The organism is Streptomyces sp. NPDC014734, from assembly GCF_043083325.1.
Classification (GTDB): Bacteria; Actinomycetota; Actinomycetes; order Streptomycetales; family Streptomycetaceae; genus Streptomyces.
On the sequence record NZ_JBIBYN010000008.1, the window covers coordinates 149,371 to 165,492 of the forward strand.

The 16,122-nt window shown below is 72.4% G+C and carries 20 protein-coding genes; 1 reads left to right on the forward strand and 19 read right to left on the reverse strand.

Going from position 1 to position 16,122, the window contains the following annotated elements; translation table 11 throughout:
- Positions 1–83: 83 nt before the first annotated feature.
- From lgt to hisI, 11 genes are all read right to left on the reverse strand, one after another.
- The gene (gene lgt, locus ACF1CT_RS15545) at positions 84–1,118 is read right to left on the reverse strand and encodes a prolipoprotein diacylglyceryl transferase (RefSeq protein WP_391784335.1); all 1,035 of its coding nucleotides are present in this window, start codon (positions 1,116–1,118) and stop codon (positions 84–86) included.
- Positions 1,119–1,251: 133 nt separating this feature from the next.
- Positions 1,252–2,223 (reverse strand): thioredoxin domain-containing protein, encoded by a 972-nt coding sequence (locus ACF1CT_RS15550; RefSeq protein ID WP_391784336.1) that lies wholly within the window; start codon positions 2,221–2,223, stop codon positions 1,252–1,254.
- Positions 2,224–2,296: 73 nt separating this feature from the next.
- A complete protein-coding gene (trpA, locus tag ACF1CT_RS15555; protein WP_391784337.1) occupies positions 2,297–3,109 on the reverse strand; it encodes a tryptophan synthase subunit alpha in 813 nt (270 codons plus the stop codon).
- Positions 3,106–4,386 (reverse strand): tryptophan synthase subunit beta, encoded by a 1,281-nt coding sequence (trpB, locus tag ACF1CT_RS15560; RefSeq protein ID WP_391784338.1) that lies wholly within the window; start codon positions 4,384–4,386, stop codon positions 3,106–3,108. Before trpB ends, trpA begins: the two co-directional genes overlap by 4 nt.
- A gap of 136 nt (positions 4,387–4,522) precedes the next feature.
- Entirely contained in the window at positions 4,523–4,741 is a 219-nt protein-coding gene (gene trpM, locus ACF1CT_RS15565) for a tryptophan biosynthesis modulator TrpM (protein ID WP_391784339.1), read from the reverse strand.
- A 7-nt stretch (positions 4,742–4,748) separates the two neighbouring features.
- Positions 4,749–5,558, reverse strand: a complete 810-nt coding sequence (trpC, locus tag ACF1CT_RS15570; RefSeq protein ID WP_391784340.1) for an indole-3-glycerol phosphate synthase TrpC — start codon at positions 5,556–5,558, stop codon at positions 4,749–4,751.
- Between the two features lie 115 nt (positions 5,559–5,673).
- Positions 5,674–6,156 carry a DUF2752 domain-containing protein gene (locus tag ACF1CT_RS15575; RefSeq protein WP_391784341.1) on the reverse strand — a complete coding sequence of 161 codons (483 nt, stop codon included), beginning with the start codon at positions 6,154–6,156 and terminating at the stop codon, positions 5,674–5,676.
- A gap of 70 nt (positions 6,157–6,226) precedes the next feature.
- Entirely contained in the window at positions 6,227–6,475 is a 249-nt protein-coding gene (locus ACF1CT_RS15580) for an HGxxPAAW family protein (protein WP_391784342.1), read from the reverse strand.
- A gap of 127 nt (positions 6,476–6,602) precedes the next feature.
- Entirely contained in the window at positions 6,603–7,262 is a 660-nt protein-coding gene (locus ACF1CT_RS15585) for a TIGR02234 family membrane protein (protein ID WP_391784343.1), read from the reverse strand.
- A 119-nt stretch (positions 7,263–7,381) separates the two neighbouring features.
- Entirely contained in the window at positions 7,382–8,875 is a 1,494-nt protein-coding gene (locus tag ACF1CT_RS15590; RefSeq protein WP_391784344.1) for an anthranilate synthase component I, read from the reverse strand.
- 11 nt (positions 8,876–8,886) lie between these two features.
- Positions 8,887–9,270: a phosphoribosyl-AMP cyclohydrolase gene (hisI, locus tag ACF1CT_RS15595; protein ID WP_391784345.1), complete on the reverse strand. Its 384-nt coding sequence runs from the start codon at positions 9,268–9,270 to the stop codon at positions 8,887–8,889.
- Positions 9,271–9,354: 84 nt separating this feature from the next.
- Between hisI and ACF1CT_RS15600 the strand changes: the two genes are divergently transcribed.
- Complete coding sequence (locus tag ACF1CT_RS15600; RefSeq protein ID WP_391784346.1) at positions 9,355–9,987, forward strand: TIGR03085 family metal-binding protein; 633 nt, start codon at positions 9,355–9,357, stop codon at positions 9,985–9,987.
- A 289-nt stretch (positions 9,988–10,276) separates the two neighbouring features.
- Here the strand turns inward: ACF1CT_RS15600 and hisF are convergent, their stop codons facing one another.
- The 8 genes from hisF to hisD are packed head-to-tail and all read right to left on the reverse strand — an operon-like array spanning position 10,277 to position 16,026.
- A complete protein-coding gene (hisF, locus tag ACF1CT_RS15605) occupies positions 10,277–11,032 on the reverse strand; it encodes an imidazole glycerol phosphate synthase subunit HisF (protein WP_391784347.1) in 756 nt (251 codons plus the stop codon).
- Complete coding sequence (locus ACF1CT_RS15610) at positions 11,029–11,427, reverse strand: RidA family protein (protein ID WP_391784348.1); 399 nt, start codon at positions 11,425–11,427, stop codon at positions 11,029–11,031. Before ACF1CT_RS15610 ends, hisF begins: the two co-directional genes overlap by 4 nt.
- Entirely contained in the window at positions 11,424–12,149 is a 726-nt protein-coding gene (gene priA, locus ACF1CT_RS15615; protein ID WP_391784349.1) for a bifunctional 1-(5-phosphoribosyl)-5-((5-phosphoribosylamino)methylideneamino)imidazole-4-carboxamide isomerase/phosphoribosylanthranilate isomerase PriA, read from the reverse strand. The genes ACF1CT_RS15610 and priA overlap by 4 nt, the downstream gene beginning before the upstream one ends.
- Entirely contained in the window at positions 12,149–12,805 is a 657-nt protein-coding gene (gene hisH, locus ACF1CT_RS15620; RefSeq protein ID WP_391784350.1) for an imidazole glycerol phosphate synthase subunit HisH, read from the reverse strand. The genes priA and hisH overlap by 1 nt, the downstream gene beginning before the upstream one ends.
- Before the next feature lie 11 nt (positions 12,806–12,816).
- Positions 12,817–12,984 carry a hypothetical protein gene (locus tag ACF1CT_RS15625; protein ID WP_391784351.1) on the reverse strand — a complete coding sequence of 56 codons (168 nt, stop codon included), beginning with the start codon at positions 12,982–12,984 and terminating at the stop codon, positions 12,817–12,819.
- Entirely contained in the window at positions 12,981–13,583 is a 603-nt protein-coding gene (gene hisB / locus ACF1CT_RS15630; RefSeq protein WP_391784352.1) for an imidazoleglycerol-phosphate dehydratase HisB, read from the reverse strand. Before hisB ends, ACF1CT_RS15625 begins: the two co-directional genes overlap by 4 nt.
- Positions 13,580–14,707, reverse strand: coding sequence for a histidinol-phosphate transaminase (locus ACF1CT_RS15635; protein ID WP_391784353.1), 1,128 nt, complete (start codon positions 14,705–14,707; stop codon positions 13,580–13,582). Before ACF1CT_RS15635 ends, hisB begins: the two co-directional genes overlap by 4 nt.
- Positions 14,704–16,026, reverse strand: coding sequence for a histidinol dehydrogenase (gene hisD / locus ACF1CT_RS15640; RefSeq protein WP_391784354.1), 1,323 nt, complete (start codon positions 16,024–16,026; stop codon positions 14,704–14,706). Before hisD ends, ACF1CT_RS15635 begins: the two co-directional genes overlap by 4 nt.
- Positions 16,027–16,122 lie beyond the last annotated feature (96 nt).

Consider the following 16,122-nt stretch of genomic DNA (forward strand, 5'->3'; position numbering starts at 1 on the left):
TCCGGGCCCCACGTTCACGCATACGGCTCAGAGCCTGTCGGGCGACCTTCGATCCGCCAGGCCGGAGGTCACCCGACAGGCTCTCAGGCGTTCTTCGCCGTCCCCGCCTCCGCCTTCGCGGTGTCGGCCTCCCCCGAGGGCTTCGCACCGGATTCCTCGGCGTCGTCGGATCCCTCGGAGTCCTTCGTGCCCTCGGCGTCCGCGGCGTCCTTCGTGCCCTCGGCGTCGTCGGATCCCTCGGAGTCATTCGTGCTCCCGGTGTCCGCGGCGTCCTTCGTGCCCTCGGCGTCCTCGGCGTCCTCGGCCGCCGCCGGTTCCACGATCTCCTCGCGGCCCGGTCGCAGCTTCGCCGAGATCACCATGTACACCACCGCCAGGACGAACACGATCAGCGCGGTCCACACGTTCAGCCGCAGGCCCAGGATGTGGTGGGCCTCGTCGACCCGCAGGTACTCGGTCCAGACCCGGCCCGCGCAGTACGCGGCGACGTACAGGGCGAACGCCCGGCCGTGGCCGAGCTTGAAACGGCGGTCCGCCCAGATCACCAGGAGGGCGACCCCGACGCACCACAGCGACTCGTAGAGGAACGTCGGGTGGTAGGTACCGGCGACGCGGTTGGGGCCGTCACTGATCTTCAGCGCCCACGGCAGGTCGGTCTGCTTGCCGTACAGCTCCTGGTTGAACCAGTTGCCCCAGCGGCCGCACGCCTGGGCCAGAACGATGCCCGGGGCGAGTGCGTCCGCCCAGGCGGGCAGCGGAATTCCGCGCCGACGGCAGCCGATCCAGGCACCTACGGCACCGAGGGCGATCGCGCCCCAGATACCGAGGCCGCCCTGCCAGATCTTGAAGGCGTCGACCCAGTTCTCGCCCTCGCTGAAGTACAGCTGGTAGTCGGTGATCACGTGGTAGAGCCGACCACCGACGAGGCCGAAGGGCACCGCCCAGACGGCGATGTCGGCAACGGTGCCGGCTCTGCCGCCTCGGGCGATCCAACGCTTGTTGCCGAGCCAGACGGCGACGAAGACACCGATGATGATGCAGAACGCGTAGCCGCGGAGCGGGATCGGGCCGAGATTGATCACGCCGGTCGACGGGCTGGGAATGTAGGCAAGGTCCATGGCAAGGTCGACGCTACCCTGCCGGGTGGGGCCTACGGCAACCCACCGGGCAACGTCTGCGTAACGGGCGGGTCATCGATTTCCCCTGCGGCCCGGAGGCGCGGAGCGTCCCCGGGCCGTCACCGGACACGGGTCAGGGAGCCGAAGACGTGGGGACCGCCGACTCGGGCGGTGCGGGGGCCTCCGCTCCGGGCGGTGCGGAGGAGACCGTGCCGGAGTGCGTGGGGGCGACCGTCCCCGAGGGGGCGGGGACGACCGTGCCGGGCGGTGCGGGGGCGGCCGTGCCGGACTTCGCGGGCGTGGCCGTGCCCGGCTTCTTGCCCTTGTTGGCCTCGGCGACCCACTTCTTCAGGTTCTCCACGGTGATCGGCTCGTTCCCCTTCTTCGGGAAGATCGCCTCGTCGTTGAGCAGTACGGTCGGGGTGCCCTTGAATCCGCCGGTCTGGAACGCGTCGTTGGACTTCCGGACCCAGCTGTCATGCTTTCCGTCGTTGACACAGGCGCGGAAGGCCGGGGTGTCGAGCCCCGGGACCTTGCCGGCGAAGTCGATCAGCTTGGCGTTGTCCGCGAAGGTGTCGACGGACTCCTGCGGCTGGTTGCGGTAGAGGATGTCGTGGTACGCGGCGAACTTGCCGGCGTCCTGCGCGCAGGCCGCCGCGTTGGCCGCGCGCAGTGAGCCGGTGCCGCCGAGATTGCCGTCGATGATCGTGGCCAGGTGGTACTCGACCTTGATCTGGCCGGTGCGCTCCAGCTCGTGGAAGGTGTCCCGGAAGACGTTCTCGAACTGGGCGCAGACCGGGCAGCGGAAATCCTCCCAGATGGTGAGCGTGGACGGCGCGTCGTCCGGACCGACCTGGATGGCCAGGGCGTCCTTGCCGGTGGCGCCCGACGGCGCGACGGCCGGGCCCGCCGCCTCGTTCTTCTTGCCCTTGCCGCCGGTGTTCGCGGCGATCACGCCGACGACTGCGGCCAGCGCCAGCACACCGACCACGGCACTGCCGACGATCAGCGTGCGCCTGCGGCGCTCGTGCGCCTTCTCGCGCTCGCGCTGCTGGACGAGCCGGTCTCGCGCGGCCCTTTTTCCCTGTTCGTTCTTCTCGCTCACACCCGCAGCAACGAACCGGGGAGGCACGTGCGTGCCTCCCCGGTCCAGGTCCACCCGTTCGGATGACTCCGATTCAGCGCTTTCGAACGCCTTCGGCGAGTTCTCCCGCCAGGGCGCGGACCGCGGCCAGGCCCGTCTCCTCGTCGGGGGCGTCCAGCATCCCCTTGACGAAGGCGGAGCCGACGATCACCCCGTCGGCGAAGCCCGCGACCTCGGCGGCCTGGCGGGCGTTGGAGACGCCGAGGCCGACGCAGACCGGGAGGGAGGCGGTGGCGCGGGTGCGCGCGACCAGGTCCTGGGCCTGCTCGCCGACGGACTCGCGGGTGCCGGTGACCCCCATCAGCGAGGCCGCGTAGACGAAGCCGGAACCGGCCGCCGTGATGGTGGCCAGGCGCTCGTCCTTGCTGCTCGGCGCGACGACGAAGACGGTCGCCAGACCGTGCTTGTCGGCGTGCTCGCGCCACAGCGCGGATTCCTGGACCGGCAGATCGGGCAGGATGCACCCGGCGCCGCCCGCCTCGGCGAGCTCGGCGGTGAAACGCTCGACGCCGTACCGGTCGATCGGATTCCAGTACGTCATGACCAGGATCGGGGCGCCGGTCGCCTCGTGCGCCTCGCGGACCGTGCGCATCACGTCGGCGATCCGCACGCCGCCGCGCAGGGCGATGTCGTCGGCCGTCTGGATGACCGGGCCGTCCAGGACCGGGTCACTGTGCGGCAGCCCCACCTCGACGACGTCCGCGCCGCCCGCCACGACCTCCTTGACGGCGGCGATCCCGCCGTCGACGGTCGGGAAGCCGGCCGGGAGGTACGCGATGAGTGCCGCCCTGTTCTCCGCCTTCGCCCGAGCGAGGGTGGAACTCAGCAACTCCACATTGCCGCTCATTCGGTGGCCTCCTCGTCCCCGTCGGCCGCATCGGCCCCGACGTCCCCGTCGGTCTCGTCGTACAGCCCGAAGTAGCGGGCGGCCGTGTCCATGTCCTTGTCGCCGCGACCGGACAGGTTGACCACGAGCAGCCCGTCCCCGCCGAGTTCCCTGCCGACCTCCAGGGCCCCGGCCAGCGCGTGGGCGCTCTCGATCGCCGGGATGATCCCCTCGGTGCGGGAGAGCAGACGCAGCGCCTGCATGGCGGCGTCGTCGGTGACCGCGCGGTACTCGCCGCGGCCGATGTCCTTCAGGTACGCGTGCTCCGGGCCGATGCCCGGGTAGTCCAGACCGGCGGAGATGGAGTACGGCTCGGTGATCTGGCCCTCGTCGTCCTGGAGGACGTAGCTGCGCGAGCCGTGCAGGACACCGGGCTCGCCCGCGGTCAGGGTGGCCGCGTGCTCGCCGGTCTCCACCCCGTGTCCGGCGGGCTCGCAGCCGATCAGCCGGACACCGGCGTCCGGGATGAAGGCATGGAAGAGCCCGATGGCGTTGGATCCGCCGCCGACGCAGGCGATCGCGGCGTCCGGCAGCCGGCCCGCCCGCTCCAGGATCTGGCGCCGGGCCTCGACGCCGATGACCCGGTGGAAGTCGCGGACCATCGCCGGGAAGGGGTGCGGCCCCGCGACGGTGCCGAAGAGGTAGTGCGTGTGGTCCACGTTGGCGACCCAGTCGCGGAACGCCTCGTTGATGGCGTCCTTCAGGGTCCGGGAACCGGACTTCACGGCGATGACCTCGGCGCCGAGCATCCGCATCCGCGCCACGTTCAGCGCCTGCCGCTCGGTGTCGATCTCACCCATGTAGATGGTGCAGTCGAGGCCGAAGAGCGCGCAGGCGGTCGCGGTGGCGACGCCGTGCTGGCCGGCGCCGGTCTCCGCGATGACCCGGGTCTTGCCCATGCGCCGGGTGAGCAGCGCCTGCCCCAGCACATTGTTGATCTTGTGCGAGCCGGTGTGGTTCAGGTCCTCGCGCTTGAGGAAGATCCGGGCCCCGCCCGCGTGCTCGGCGAAGCGCGTGACCTCGGTCAGCGCGCTGGGGCGGCCGGTGTAGTCGACCATGAGCGCGTTGAGCTCGGCGGCGAAGGCCGGATCGGCCTTCGCCTTGTCGTACTCGACGGCGACCTCGTCCACGGCGGCGACCAGCGCCTCCGGGATGAACTTGCCGCCGAAGGCGCCGAAGTACCCCTCGGCGCTGGGGATCAGACCCTCCGGGTCCGGGATGAAGAAGTCAGATGACATCCGACGTGCTCCTCGACATCGCAACGGGTGGATTCACCGTATGCGCCGTGCGGAGCGCCGCCGCGACCGAGGGCGGTCGGGCGGTGCGGTCGGGCGTACGGCGGCACGGTGGTGCCGGTGCTCCGACCGGGGCTCGCTACGGCGCGAACCCCGTGCGCCATCGCATGCCGTTGACCTGGCCGGGCTCGTCGCCGATCACGTACCGCACCCGTCGGCCGTGCACGCGGCGCGCCGGGGCGCGGCAGCCGCGGGGCCTGCACCCGCGCGCCAGCGGCGCGTGCGGGTCCCGTGCCGCCGTCGCGGCGGGGCGCACGCCCGGCCGGACTCGGGACGACGCGGGGCGGTCGGCGGGCATGGTGGGGTCAGCCCCGCCCGTGGCGGAGTGCCGGGTGGGCGCCCGCGGCCACCAGGTCGGCGACGGCGGCCCGCGGGTCGCGGCCGGTGACCAGGGACTCGCCCACGAGCACCGCGTCGGCGCCCGCGTTGGCGTAGGCGATCAAGTCGTGCGGGCCGCGGACGCCGGACTCGGCGACCTTGACGATGTGGTCCGGGATCTCGGGGGCGACGCGCTCGAAGGTGGAGCGGTCGACCTTGAGGTCCTTCAGGTTGCGCGCGTTGACGCCGATGACCTTCGCCCCGGCGTCCACGGCGCGCTCGGCCTCCTCCTCGTCGTGCACCTCGACGAGCGGTGTCAGGCCGATGGACCCGGCCCGCTCGATGAGGGAGACCAGGGCCTCCTGGTCGAGGGCGGCGACGATCAGCAGGGCGAGGTCGGCGCCGTGGGCGCGGGCCTCCCAGAGCTGGTAGGAGGTGACGATGAAGTCCTTGCGCAGGACGGGGATGTCGACCTTGGCGCGGACGGCCTCCAGGTCCGCGAGCGAACCGCCGAAGCGGCGCTCCTCGGTGAGGACGGAGATGACGGACGCGCCGCCCGCCTCGTAGTCGGCGGCGAGCCCGGCCGGGTCGGCGATCGCGGCAAGTGCTCCCTTGGAGGGGCTGGAGCGCTTGACCTCGCAGATGACGTTGACGCCCTCGCCGCGCAGGGCGGCGGCCCCGTCCTTCGCCTGCGGGGCGCGCGCCGCGCGTTCCTTGAGCTCGTCGAGGCCGACGCGCGCCTGCCGCTCCGCGAGGTCGGCGCGTACGCCGTCGATGATCTCGTCGAGCACACTCACGCGAGCGGCCCCCTTCCGGAACGGTGCTGAGGGAACAGGATCAACTTGTCTCCATGCTATCCGCAGGAGGGCCGAGGCCCGAATCCTGCCGGTCGGTATCCCATCAGCTGGGCGTTCAGGGGGCCAGCGCCGCACCGAACGGCAGGTTCCGGACGACCGAGAAGACGATCAGCACGGTTCCGACGCCCCACCAGACGACGGGCTTCGCGGCGATGCTCATGGGCCTGCCCCGGGCCGCCCGGGAGATCCAGACCACCCACAGCACGGCGAAGAGCACGTACCCGGCGACGGCCGGGGCGTTCGATCCGAGGGCGGTGGCGATGTCGCCGTGCGCGAAGGCGTGGGCGCTGCGCAGTCCGCCGCAGCCCGGGCAGTAGAGGCCGGTGAGGCGGAGCAGCGGGCAGACCGGGTAGTGGCCCGGCTCGTTGGGGTCCACGGCGCCGACGTAGCCGAAGGCGCCGACGACGGCGGCCATGACGCCGGCCGGGACGGCGATCCGCCGCAGGCGTGAGGCGTGCGCGGGTGCCGGGGGGCGGACCGTCGGTGGGCCGGCGGCGGGGACGGGCGGCCGCGGAGCGGCGGGAGGGGTTGCGTCCACTCGGTGATTGTCCCCGTTGCAGCGGAAAGGCGCAGCCCGGTCCGGGCTGCGCCTCGCGTCCGTACGTGCGTCAGGAGATCTGGGCCTGCGCGGCGCGCGCCCGGGCGGCGGCCATCTCGGGCGACTCCTTCGGCATGCCGAGGCCCGCCGCCTTCATCGCGAGGCCGACGACTCCGCCGAGGAGGACGACGGCGATACCGGCCCAGAAGCCGATCGGGTTGGCCGCGACCATGAAGACGCCCGCGACGCAGAATCCGATGAAGGAGATGATGACACCGGTCCAGGCGGCCGGGGTGTGTCCGTGGCTGCTGCCCGCCATGAGTTGCTCCTTGTTGGTGTTGCGCTGTTGGTATCGCTGTACGCAAAGCTGGTGCCGCTGTTGGTGCCGCTTGCTGAAAGCTCAACTCCATTGTCCCGTACGTGCGGGTAGGAGGTGAGCTGGGGGGTCAACCCTCGCGCGTCGGGTCCTCGCCGCGGTCCAGGGCCTTCCACAGGTCCTCGGGCCGGTCCGGGTCGGGGGCGGTGCGGGCGGCCCTGCGCGGGCGGGGGGTGCCGTCGCGTTCGTACCGTCCCGACATGCTGGGCCAGAGCCTGCCGTAGCGCAGGGCGAGCAGCCCGGCGAGGAGGATCAACAGGCCGCCGACCGCGGTGACATAGGGCCAGGCGGTGTGGCTGAGGGCCTGGATGGTGGCCGAGGTGTCGCCGGTGGTCTGCGCGGCCTTCTCGTCGAGGGCCGCGCTGTCGAAGGCGCCGCGGTACGCGCTCAGTCCGGCGCCCAGGCCGCTGAGGGCGAGCAGGCAGGCGACGATCAGCCGTCCTCCGCTGCGGACGGCGAAGACGGCGACGAGGGCGGCAAGACCGACGACGGCGAGGGCCGCCGGGAGGCCGGTGACGTCCTGGCCGTCTGCGGTCAGCGGCAGGGAACCGCCGCCGACGGCCGCCCGGCCCTCGGCCCAGGTCTGGCCGGAGGCGAGCAGGACGACGGTGGCGCCCGCCGCTCCGAGGAGCAGGCCGGCGGCCAGACTGCGGCGGCTCTCCGAGCCGCCGGGGGCGGCGGCCGTTCGGGCACGGGGCTGGGGTACGGGGACAGCACTCACGTACCCCACTATCCCCCACGGCCCCCACCGCGGCCGGGAGTGGGGTCCCGATGCCCGGCCGCGGGGGAGGTCACGACGGTCTCGGAGCCTGTCGGGCGGCCTTCGGCCGGAGGCCGCCCGACAGGCGCTCACGCGTCGCGGAGCCGGTTGGCGGTGTGCACGGCCCGGAGCACGGCCGCTGCCTTGTTGCGGCACTCGGTGTCCTCGGCGACCGGGTCGGAGTCGGCGACGACGCCCGCTCCGGCCTGGACGTAGGCCGTGCCGTCGCGCAGCAGCGCGGTGCGGATCGCGATGGCGGTGTCGGAGTCCCCGGCGAAGTCGAGGTACCCGACGCAGCCCCCGTACAGCCCGCGGCGGGTCGGTTCGAGCTCCTCGATGATCTGCATCGCGCGGGGCTTGGGGGCACCGGAGAGGGTGCCGGCCGGGAAGCAGGCGGTGAGCACGTCGAAGGCGGTGAGGCCCTCGGCGACGCGGCCGGTGACGGTGGAGACGATGTGCATCACGTGCGAGTACCGCTCGATCGACATGAAGTCGACGACCTCGACGCTGCCGGGTTCGCAGACCCGGCCCAGGTCGTTGCGGCCGAGGTCGACGAGCATCAGGTGCTCGGCGCGTTCCTTCGGGTCGGCGAGGAGTTCCTCGGCGAGTGCCTGGTCCTCCTGCGGGGTGGTTCCCCGGTGCCGGGTCCCGGCGATCGGGTGGAGCATCGCCCGTCCGTCCTCGACCTTGACGAGGGCCTCCGGGCTGGAGCCCACGACGTCGAAGCCGTCGAAGCGGAAGAGGTACATGTACGGGGACGGGTTGGTGGCGCGCAGTACCCGGTAGACGTCCAGCGCGCTTGCCGAGCACGGGGTCTCGAAGCGCTGCGAGGGCACTACCTGGAAGGCCTCGCCGGCCCTGATGCGCTCCTTCACGTCCTCGACGGCGTCCTGGTACGCCCTGCCGCCCCACAGCGCGGTGTACGGGGGCAGTTCGGACGGCGGAAGGGCGACGGGGGTGGTCTCGACGGGGCGCGAGAGGTCGCGTTCCATGGCGTCGAGACGGGCGACGGCGTCCGCGTACGCCTCGTCGACGCCGGTGGCCAGGTCGTTGTGGTTGATCGCGTTGGCGATCAGCAGGACGCTGCCGTCCCCGTGGTCGAGCACCGCCAGGTCCGAGGTGAGCAGCATCGTCAGCTCGGGGAGGCGCAGGTCGTCCGTACCGCTCTCGCCGATCCGTTCCAGACGGCGCACGATGTCGTAACCCAGATAGCCGACCATGCCTCCGGTGAACGGCGGCAGCCCGTCGTCGGCAACCAGGTCGCGGGGGGTGTGCAGGGTTTCGACGGTGGCGCGCAGGGCCGCCAGCGGGTCGCCGTCGACGGGGACGCCGACCGGCGGGGTGCCCGTCCAGTGCGCCCGCCCGTCGCGTGCGGTGAGGGTGGCGGCGCTGCGTACGCCGATGAAGGAGTAGCGCGACCAGGTGCGGCCGTTCTCCGCGGATTCGAGGAGGAAGGTGCCGGTGCGCTCGGCGGCGAGCTTGCGGTAGAGGCCGACCGGGGTGTCGCCGTCCGCGAGGAGCCTGCGGCTGACGGGGATGACGCGCCGTTCGACGGCAAGCTTGCGGAACGTGTCGAGATCCATGGCCCTGGACCCTACTGGTCGAGCGGGAGGACGTCGGCGTCGAAGCAGGTGCGGTCGCCGGTGTGGCACGCGGCACCCGTCTGGTCGACCTTGACGAGCACGGTGTCGGCGTCGCAGTCGAGGGCGACGGACTTGACGCGCTGGACGTGGCCCGAGGTGTCGCCCTTGACCCAGTACTCCTGGCGGCTGCGCGACCAGTAGGTGCAGCGCCCGGTGGTGAGGGTGCGGTGCAGGGCCACGTCGTCCATCCAGCCGAGCATCAGCACCTCGCCGGTGTCGTACTGCTGGGCGATGGCCGGGAAGAGACCGTCGGCGCCGCGCTTGAGGCGGGCGGCGATGGCCGGGTCGAGGGTGCCGGACGGCGGCGGGGTGCTGGGCGTGGGCGCGCTGGTCATGCGCCCATTGTGCCGTGGTCGCGGGGTCGGGCCGGTGTGCCGTCCGCTGGGCGGACGGGCCGCCGCGGCCGTACGCTGGCGGGCATGTCGACCCATGCGAAGCGCGAACGACTTCTGCTCGCCGACCTGTTGGAGGCGGCGGGACCGGAGGCACCGACCCTGTGCCGGGGCTGGACGACCCGGGACCTGGCCGCCCACGTGGTGGTGCGGGAGCGCCGGCCCGACGCGGCGGGCGGAATGGTGCTGGGCGTCCTGAAGAACCGCCTGGAACGGGTGCAGGCCGAGTTCGCCGCGAAGCCGTACGAGGAACTGATCCAGCTGATCCGGACCGGGCCGCCGAGGATGTCCCCGTTCGGCCTGAAGCAGATCGACGAGGCGGCCAACACCGTCGAGTTCTACGTCCACACGGAGGACGTGCGCCGGGCCCAGCCGGACTGGTCGCGGCGCGAACTGGACCCGGTCTTCGCGGATCTGCTGTGGTCGCGCGCGGAGCGGACGGCACGGCTGCTGGGCCGCAGGTCCCCGGTGGGACTGGTGCTGCGCCGCCCGGACGGCCAGACGGTGGTGGCGCACAAGGGCGCCCCGGTGGTGACGGTGACCGGCGAGCCGGGCGAGTTGCTGCTCTTCGCGTTCGGCCGGCAGAACGCGGCGGTGGTGGGGCTGGACGGCGACCAGGAGGCGGTGGACCGGCTGCGGACGGCGGAGCTGGGCATGTGAGTCCCGGCCCGGCCGGGGCCCGCGGTCCGGGCCCCGGCGCACGGGGGACCGTCGGGACGGAGGTCGTACGGCCCAGGTGGGCGGGGTCGGCGACGGTCCGGGGCGGGGCGGGGCACAGGGAGCCGGCGAGCCCGGCGAAGAGCCCGATGCGGGCGGCGACGACGGCGAGCGTGTGGGTGGCGGGACTCCCCGGGCGGCCGGGGCCGCCCGGCCGCGCAGACGCCGATCGCCGGACCGGCCGGTCCGGCGATCAGTGGCCTGCACGGGTCCCGCCGGTGTGTCGCCCGGATCAGCGGACCGGGTGTCCGGCCTCCCGGAGCGCGTCCTTGACCTCGGAGATCCGCAGGTCGCCGAAGTGGAAGACGGACGCGGCGAGCACCGCGTCGGCGCCCGCCGCGATGGCCGGGGCGAAGTCCGCGAGCCGTCCGGCGCCGCCGGAGGCGATGACGGGGACGGTCACGTGCTCGCGGACCGCCTCGATCATCTCGGTGTCGTAGCCGTCCTTGGTGCCGTCGGCGTCCATCGAGTTGAGCAGGATCTCGCCCGCGCCCAGTTCGGCGGCGCGGTGCGCCCATTCGACGGCGTCGATGCCGGTCCCCCGGCGACCGCCGTGCGTGGTGACCTCGAAGGTGCCCCCGGGGGTGCGCCGGGCGTCCACGGAGAGCACCAGGACCTGGCGGCCGAAGCGCTCGGCGATCTCCCGGATGAGGTCGGGGCGGGCGATGGCGGCGGTGTTGACGCCGACCTTGTCCGCGCCGGCCCGCAGCAGTTTGTCGACGTCGTCGGCGGTGCGGACGCCGCCGCCGACGGTGAGCGGGATGAAGACCTGCTCGGCGGTGCGGCGCACCACGTCGTAGGTGGTCTCCCGGTCGCCGCTGGAAGCGGTGATGTCGAGGAAGGTCAGCTCGTCGGCGCCCTCGGCGTCGTACAGCTTGGCCATCTCGACGGGGTCGCCGGCGTCGCGCAGGTTCTGGAAGTTGACGCCCTTGACGACCCGGCCGCCGTCGACGTCCAGGCACGGGATGACGCGTACCGCGAGAGTCATCGCGCACCTGCCCGGTATGCCTCGACCTCGACCTCGACGACCAGGCTCGGGTCCACGAACCCGGACACGATGATCAGGGAGGCGGCGGGCCGGACGTCGTCGAACAGCTCCTTGTGGGCGCGGCCGACCTCGTCGACGTCCCGGGCGTGCGTGACGTACATCCGGGTGCGGACGACGTCCTCGCGGCCCATTCCGAGCTGCTTCAGCGCGTCGAAGGCGACCTTGAAGGAGGTGACGGTCTGCTCGTAGGGGCCGCCCGCGGAGATCTGGCCGTTCTCCACCGAGGTGCAGCCGGCCACCAGGACCAGCCCGTTCGGGAGCTGGACCGCGCGGGAGTAGCCGAATCTCTCCTCCCAGGGGGCGCCGGAGGAGATCCGGTTGACGGAGTCGGTCATCCGGAGACCACCCGCAGCGCTTCTTCGAGGGTGAACGCCTTCGCGTACAGGGCCTTGCCGACGATCGCGCCCTCGACGCCGTCCGGGACGAGCGAGGAGATGGCCCGCAGGTCGTCGAGCGAGGAGACGCCGCCGGAGGCGACGACGGGCTTGTCGGTGGCGGCGCAGACGTTCTTCAGGAGGTCCAGGTTGGGGCCCTGAAGGGTGCCGTCCTTGGCGATGTCGGTGACGACGTAGCGGGCGCAGCCCTCGGAGTCGAGGCGGGCGAGCGTCTCGTAGAGGTCGCCGCCGTCGCGGGTCCAGCCGCGGCCGCGCAGTGTGGTGCCGCGGACGTCGAGGCCGACGGCGATCTTGTCGCCGTGCTCGGCGATGACCTTGGCGACCCATTCGGGGGTCTCCAGGGCGGCGGTGCCGAGGTTCACCCGGGTGCAGCCGGTGGCGAGGGCGGCGGCGAGCGAGGCGTCGTCGCGGATGCCGCCGGACAGTTCGACCTTGATGTCCATCGAACGGGAGACCTCGGCGATCCGCTCCCGGTTGTCGCCGGTGCCGAACGCGGCGTCCAGGTCGACCAGGTGCAGCCATTCCGCGCCCGCCCGCTGCCAGGCGAGGGCCGCCTCCAGCGGGTCGCCGTAGGAGGTCTCGGAACCGGACTCGCCGTGGACGAGTCGGACGGCCTGGCCGTCGCGGACGTCGACGGCGGGGAGGAGTTCAAGCTTCGGCATTACAGCGTCTCGATCCAGTTGGTCAGCAGCTGGGCGCCGGCATCGCCGGACTTCTCGGGGTGGAACTGGGTGGCCCACAGGGCGCCGTTCTCCACGGCGGCGACGAACGGCTCGCCGTGGGTGGACCAGGTGACCCGGGGGGCGCGGATCTTGGGGTTGGTGACGTCCAGGGTCCAGTCGTGCACGGCGTAGGAGTGCACGAAGTAGAACCTGGCGTCCGGGTCGAGCCCGGCGAACAGCTGGGAGTCCTCGGGGGACCGCACGGTGTTCCAGCCCATGTGCGGGACGACCGGGGCCTTCAGCGGGCCGACGGTCCCGGGCCACTCGTCCAGTCCCTCGGTCTCCACGCCGTGTTCGATGCCGCGCTCGAAGAGGATCTGCATGCCGACGCAGATGCCCATGACGGGGCGTCCGCCGGACAGCCTGCGGCCGATGACCCACTCGCCGCGGGCCTTCGTGAGTCCGTCCATGCAGGCGGAGAACGCGCCGACACCGGGCACCAGCAGGCCGTCGGCGTTCATCGCCGCGTCGTAGTCGCGGGTGATCTCGACGTCCGCGCCGACGTGGGCCAGGGCCCGCTCGGCGGACCGGACGTTGCCGAAGCCGTAGTCGAAGACGACGACCTTCTTCTTGGCGCTCTTGCTCTGTTCGCTCATCCGGCCGTACCTCAGTCCCAGAGTCCCTGGATCCGCATGACGCCCGCGACCAGGCACATCACGGACCCGATCCCGAGCAGGACGATGACGCCCCGGGGCATCTTCTGCTTGGAGAAGGAGATGACACCGCCGGCCAGGAACAGGCCGACGACGATCAATATGGTGTTCAGCCCGGTCACAGCGCGCCCTTCGTGGAGGGGATGATCCCGGCGGCGCGCGGGTCGTGCTCGCAGGCGTACCGCAGGGCACGGGCGAGCGCCTTGAACTGGCACTCCACGATGTGGTGCGCGTTGCGCCCGTAGGGCACGTGGACGTGCAGGGCGATCTGGGCCTGGGCGACGAAGGACTCCAGGATGTGCCGGGTCATCGTCGTGTCGTAGGCGCCGATCATGGGCGCCATGTTCTCCGGCTCGGTGTGCACCAGGTACGGGCGGCCGGAGAGGTCGACCGTGACCTGGGCGAGCGACTCGTCCAGCGGGACGGTGCAGTTGCCGAAGCGGTAGATGCCGACCTTGTCGCCGAGGGCCTGCCGGAACGCGCCGCCGAGCGCGAGGGCGGTGTCCTCGATGGTGTGGTGCGAGTCGATGTGCAGGTCGCCGTCGGTCTTGACGGTGAGGTCGAACAGGCCGTGCCGTCCGAGCTGGTCGAGCATGTGGTCGTAGAAGCCGACGCCGGTCGACACGTCGACCGTGCCGGTGCCGTCGAGGTTGATCTCGACGAGGACCGACGTCTCCTTGGTGGTGCGTTCGACTCTTCCCACACGGGCCGCGCGAGTCATGCGTGGTGCTCCTTCTTCAGTTCGCGTGCCGCATCGAGGAACGCGTCGTTCTCCGCCGGGGTGCCCGCGGAGACCCGCAGCCATCCCGGTACGCCGTTGTCCCGGACCAGGACGCCCCGGTCGAGGATCCGCCGCCAGACCGTGTGGCTGTCGTCGAAGCGGCCGAACTGGACGAAGTTGGCGTCCGATTCGACGACCTCGTAGCCGAGTGCGCGCAGCTCCGTGACGATCCGGTCGCGTTCGCTCTTGAGCCGGTCGACGTACCCGAGCAGCGTATCGGTGTGCTCCAGGGCGGCGAGCGCGGTGGCCTGGGTGACGGAGGACAGGTGGTACGGCAGCCGCACCAGCTGGACCGCGTCGACGACGGCCGGGTCCGCGGCGAGGTAGCCCAGACGCAGCCCGGCGGCGCCGAACGCCTTGGACATGGTGCGGGAGAGCACCAGGTTCGGGCGGCCCTCGATCAGCGGGAGCAGCGAGGGGCGGTGGCTGAACTCGCCGTAGGCCTCGTCGACGACGACGATCGACGGCCTGGCCGCCTGGGCCGCCTCGTACAGGGCGAGGACGGTCCCGGCGTCGACGGCGGTGCCGGTGGGGTTGTTGGGCGAGGTGATGAAGACGACGTCGGGACGCAGTTCGGCGATGGCCGCGCGGGCGGCCCCGACGTCGATGGTGAAGTCCTCGTTGCGCGGCCCGGAGATCCAGCCGGTGCCGGTGCCGCGCGCGATGAGGGCGTGCATGGAGTACGAGGGCTCGAAGCCGATCGCGGTGCGTCCCGGGCCGCCGAAGGTCTGGAGGAGCTGCTGGAGGACCTCGTTGGAGCCGTTGGCGGCCCAGACGTTGGCGAGGGCGACCTCGTGTCCGGCGGTGCGGGTGAGGTAGCGGGCGAGTTCCGTGCGCAGCTCGACGGCGTCCCGGTCGGGGTAGCGGTTGAGGTCGCGGGCGGCCTCGCGGACCCGCTCGGCGATCCGGTCGACGAGTGCCTCGGGCAGCGGGTACGGGTTCTCGTTGGTGTTCAGCCGCACGGGGACGTCGAGCTGCGGCGCCCCGTAGGGGGACTTGCCGCGCAGTTCGTCGCGGATCGGCAGGTCGTCGATGCGCACGGGGCGCTCGGGGGAGGTGCTCACCGGTTCGGCACCTCCCATCCGAAGCGTGCCCTGATGGCCGCGCCGTGCGCGGGCAGGTCCTCCGCCTCGGCGAGCGTGACCACGTGGTGCGCCACGTCGGCGAGGGCGTCGCGTGAGTAGTCGACGATGTGGATGCCGCGCAGGAAGGACTGCACGGACAGGCCGGAGGAGTGGCAGGCGCAGCCGCCGGTCGGCAGCACGTGGTTGGAGCCCGCGCAGTAGTCGCCGAGGGAGACCGGCGACCAGGGGCCGACGAAGATCGCGCCCGCGTTCTTCACCCGCTCCGCGACGGCGGCGGCGTCGGCGGTCTGGATCTCCAGGTGTTCGGCGCCGTACGCGTCGACCACGCGCAGGCCCTCCTCCAGGCCGTCGACCAGGACGATCGCGGACTGCCTGCCGCTCAGGGCCGGGGCGATCCGGTCCTCGACGTGCTTGGTGGCGGCGACCTGCGGCTCCAGTTCCGCGGCGACCGCGTCGGCGAGCGCCTCGGAGTCGGTGACCAGGACGGCGGCGGCGAGCGGGTCGTGCTCGGCCTGGCTGATCAGGTCGGACGCGACGTGCACCGGGTCGGCGGTGTCGTCGGCGAGGACGGCGATCTCGGTCGGCCCGGCCTCGGTGTCGATGCCGATGCGGCCGGTGAAGTAGCGCTTGGCCGCCGCGACCCAGATGTTGCCGGGGCCGGTGACCATGTTGGCGGGCGCGCAGCTCTCGGTGCCGTACGCGAACATCGCGACGGCCTGGGCGCCGCCGGCCGCGTACACCTCGTCGATGCCGAGGAGGGCGCAGGCGGCGAGGATGGTCGGGTGCGGCAGGCCGCCGAACTCCTTCTGCGGCGGTGACGCCAGGGCCATGGACTCGACACCCGCTTCCTGCGCGGGCACCGCGTTCATGATCACGGAGGAGGGGTAGACGGACCGGCCGCCGGGCGCGTAGAGGCCGACCCGCTGGACCGGCACCCACTTCTCGGTGACGTTGCCGCCGGGCACGACCCGGACGGGGTGCGGGGCACGGCGCTGCGCCGAGTGGACGATCCGGGCGCGGGCGATCGACTCCTCCAGGGCGGCCCGCACCAGCGGGTCCAGCCCGTCGAGCGCGGCGGTGAGCGCGGCGGCGGGGACCCGCACCCGCTCCAGGCGGACGCCGTCGAACCTCTCGGCGTACCCGATCAGCGCCGCGTCGCCCCGATGATGCACGTCCTCGCAGATGGGCCGCACCTTCTCCAGGGCGGCTTCCACGTCGAACTCGGCACGGGGCAGCAGGTCGCGCAGGGCCGCGCCCTCGGGGAGGGCGTCGCCGCGCAGATCGATTCGAGAGATCACACCGCAATTCTCGCAGACCGCCACGCGCGCCCGGTCGCCCGTATCACTGGCTGATACGTGTCCCGGGTGCCGGGCCGCCCCCTAGCGTTCACGTCG

Coding starts and splice junctions, on each gene's coding strand:
- hisB (WP_391784352.1), bottom strand. CDS start 13,583: ATGACTCGCGCGGCCCGTGTGGGAAGAGTCGAACGCACCACCAAGGAG.
- ACF1CT_RS15610 (WP_391784348.1), bottom strand. CDS start 11,427: ATGACCGACTCCGTCAACCGGATCTCCTCCGGCGCCCCCTGGGAGGAG.
- hisF (WP_391784347.1), bottom strand. CDS start 11,032: ATGACTCTCGCGGTACGCGTCATCCCGTGCCTGGACGTCGACGGCGGC.
- hisH (WP_391784350.1), bottom strand. CDS start 12,805: ATGAGCGAACAGAGCAAGAGCGCCAAGAAGAAGGTCGTCGTCTTCGAC.
- trpB (WP_391784338.1), bottom strand. CDS start 4,386: ATGTCATCTGACTTCTTCATCCCGGACCCGGAGGGTCTGATCCCCAGC.
- ACF1CT_RS15590 (WP_391784344.1), bottom strand. CDS start 8,875: ATGGATCTCGACACGTTCCGCAAGCTTGCCGTCGAACGGCGCGTCATC.
- ACF1CT_RS15600 (WP_391784346.1), top strand. CDS start 9,355: ATGTCGACCCATGCGAAGCGCGAACGACTTCTGCTCGCCGACCTGTTG.
- priA (WP_391784349.1), bottom strand. CDS start 12,149: ATGCCGAAGCTTGAACTCCTCCCCGCCGTCGACGTCCGCGACGGCCAG.
- lgt (WP_391784335.1), bottom strand. CDS start 1,118: ATGGACCTTGCCTACATTCCCAGCCCGTCGACCGGCGTGATCAATCTC.
- ACF1CT_RS15580 (WP_391784342.1), bottom strand. CDS start 6,475: ATGGCGGGCAGCAGCCACGGACACACCCCGGCCGCCTGGACCGGTGTC.
- trpM (WP_391784339.1), bottom strand. CDS start 4,741: ATGCCCGCCGACCGCCCCGCGTCGTCCCGAGTCCGGCCGGGCGTGCGC.
- trpA (WP_391784337.1), bottom strand. CDS start 3,109: ATGAGCGGCAATGTGGAGTTGCTGAGTTCCACCCTCGCTCGGGCGAAG.
- hisI (WP_391784345.1), bottom strand. CDS start 9,270: ATGACCAGCGCGCCCACGCCCAGCACCCCGCCGCCGTCCGGCACCCTC.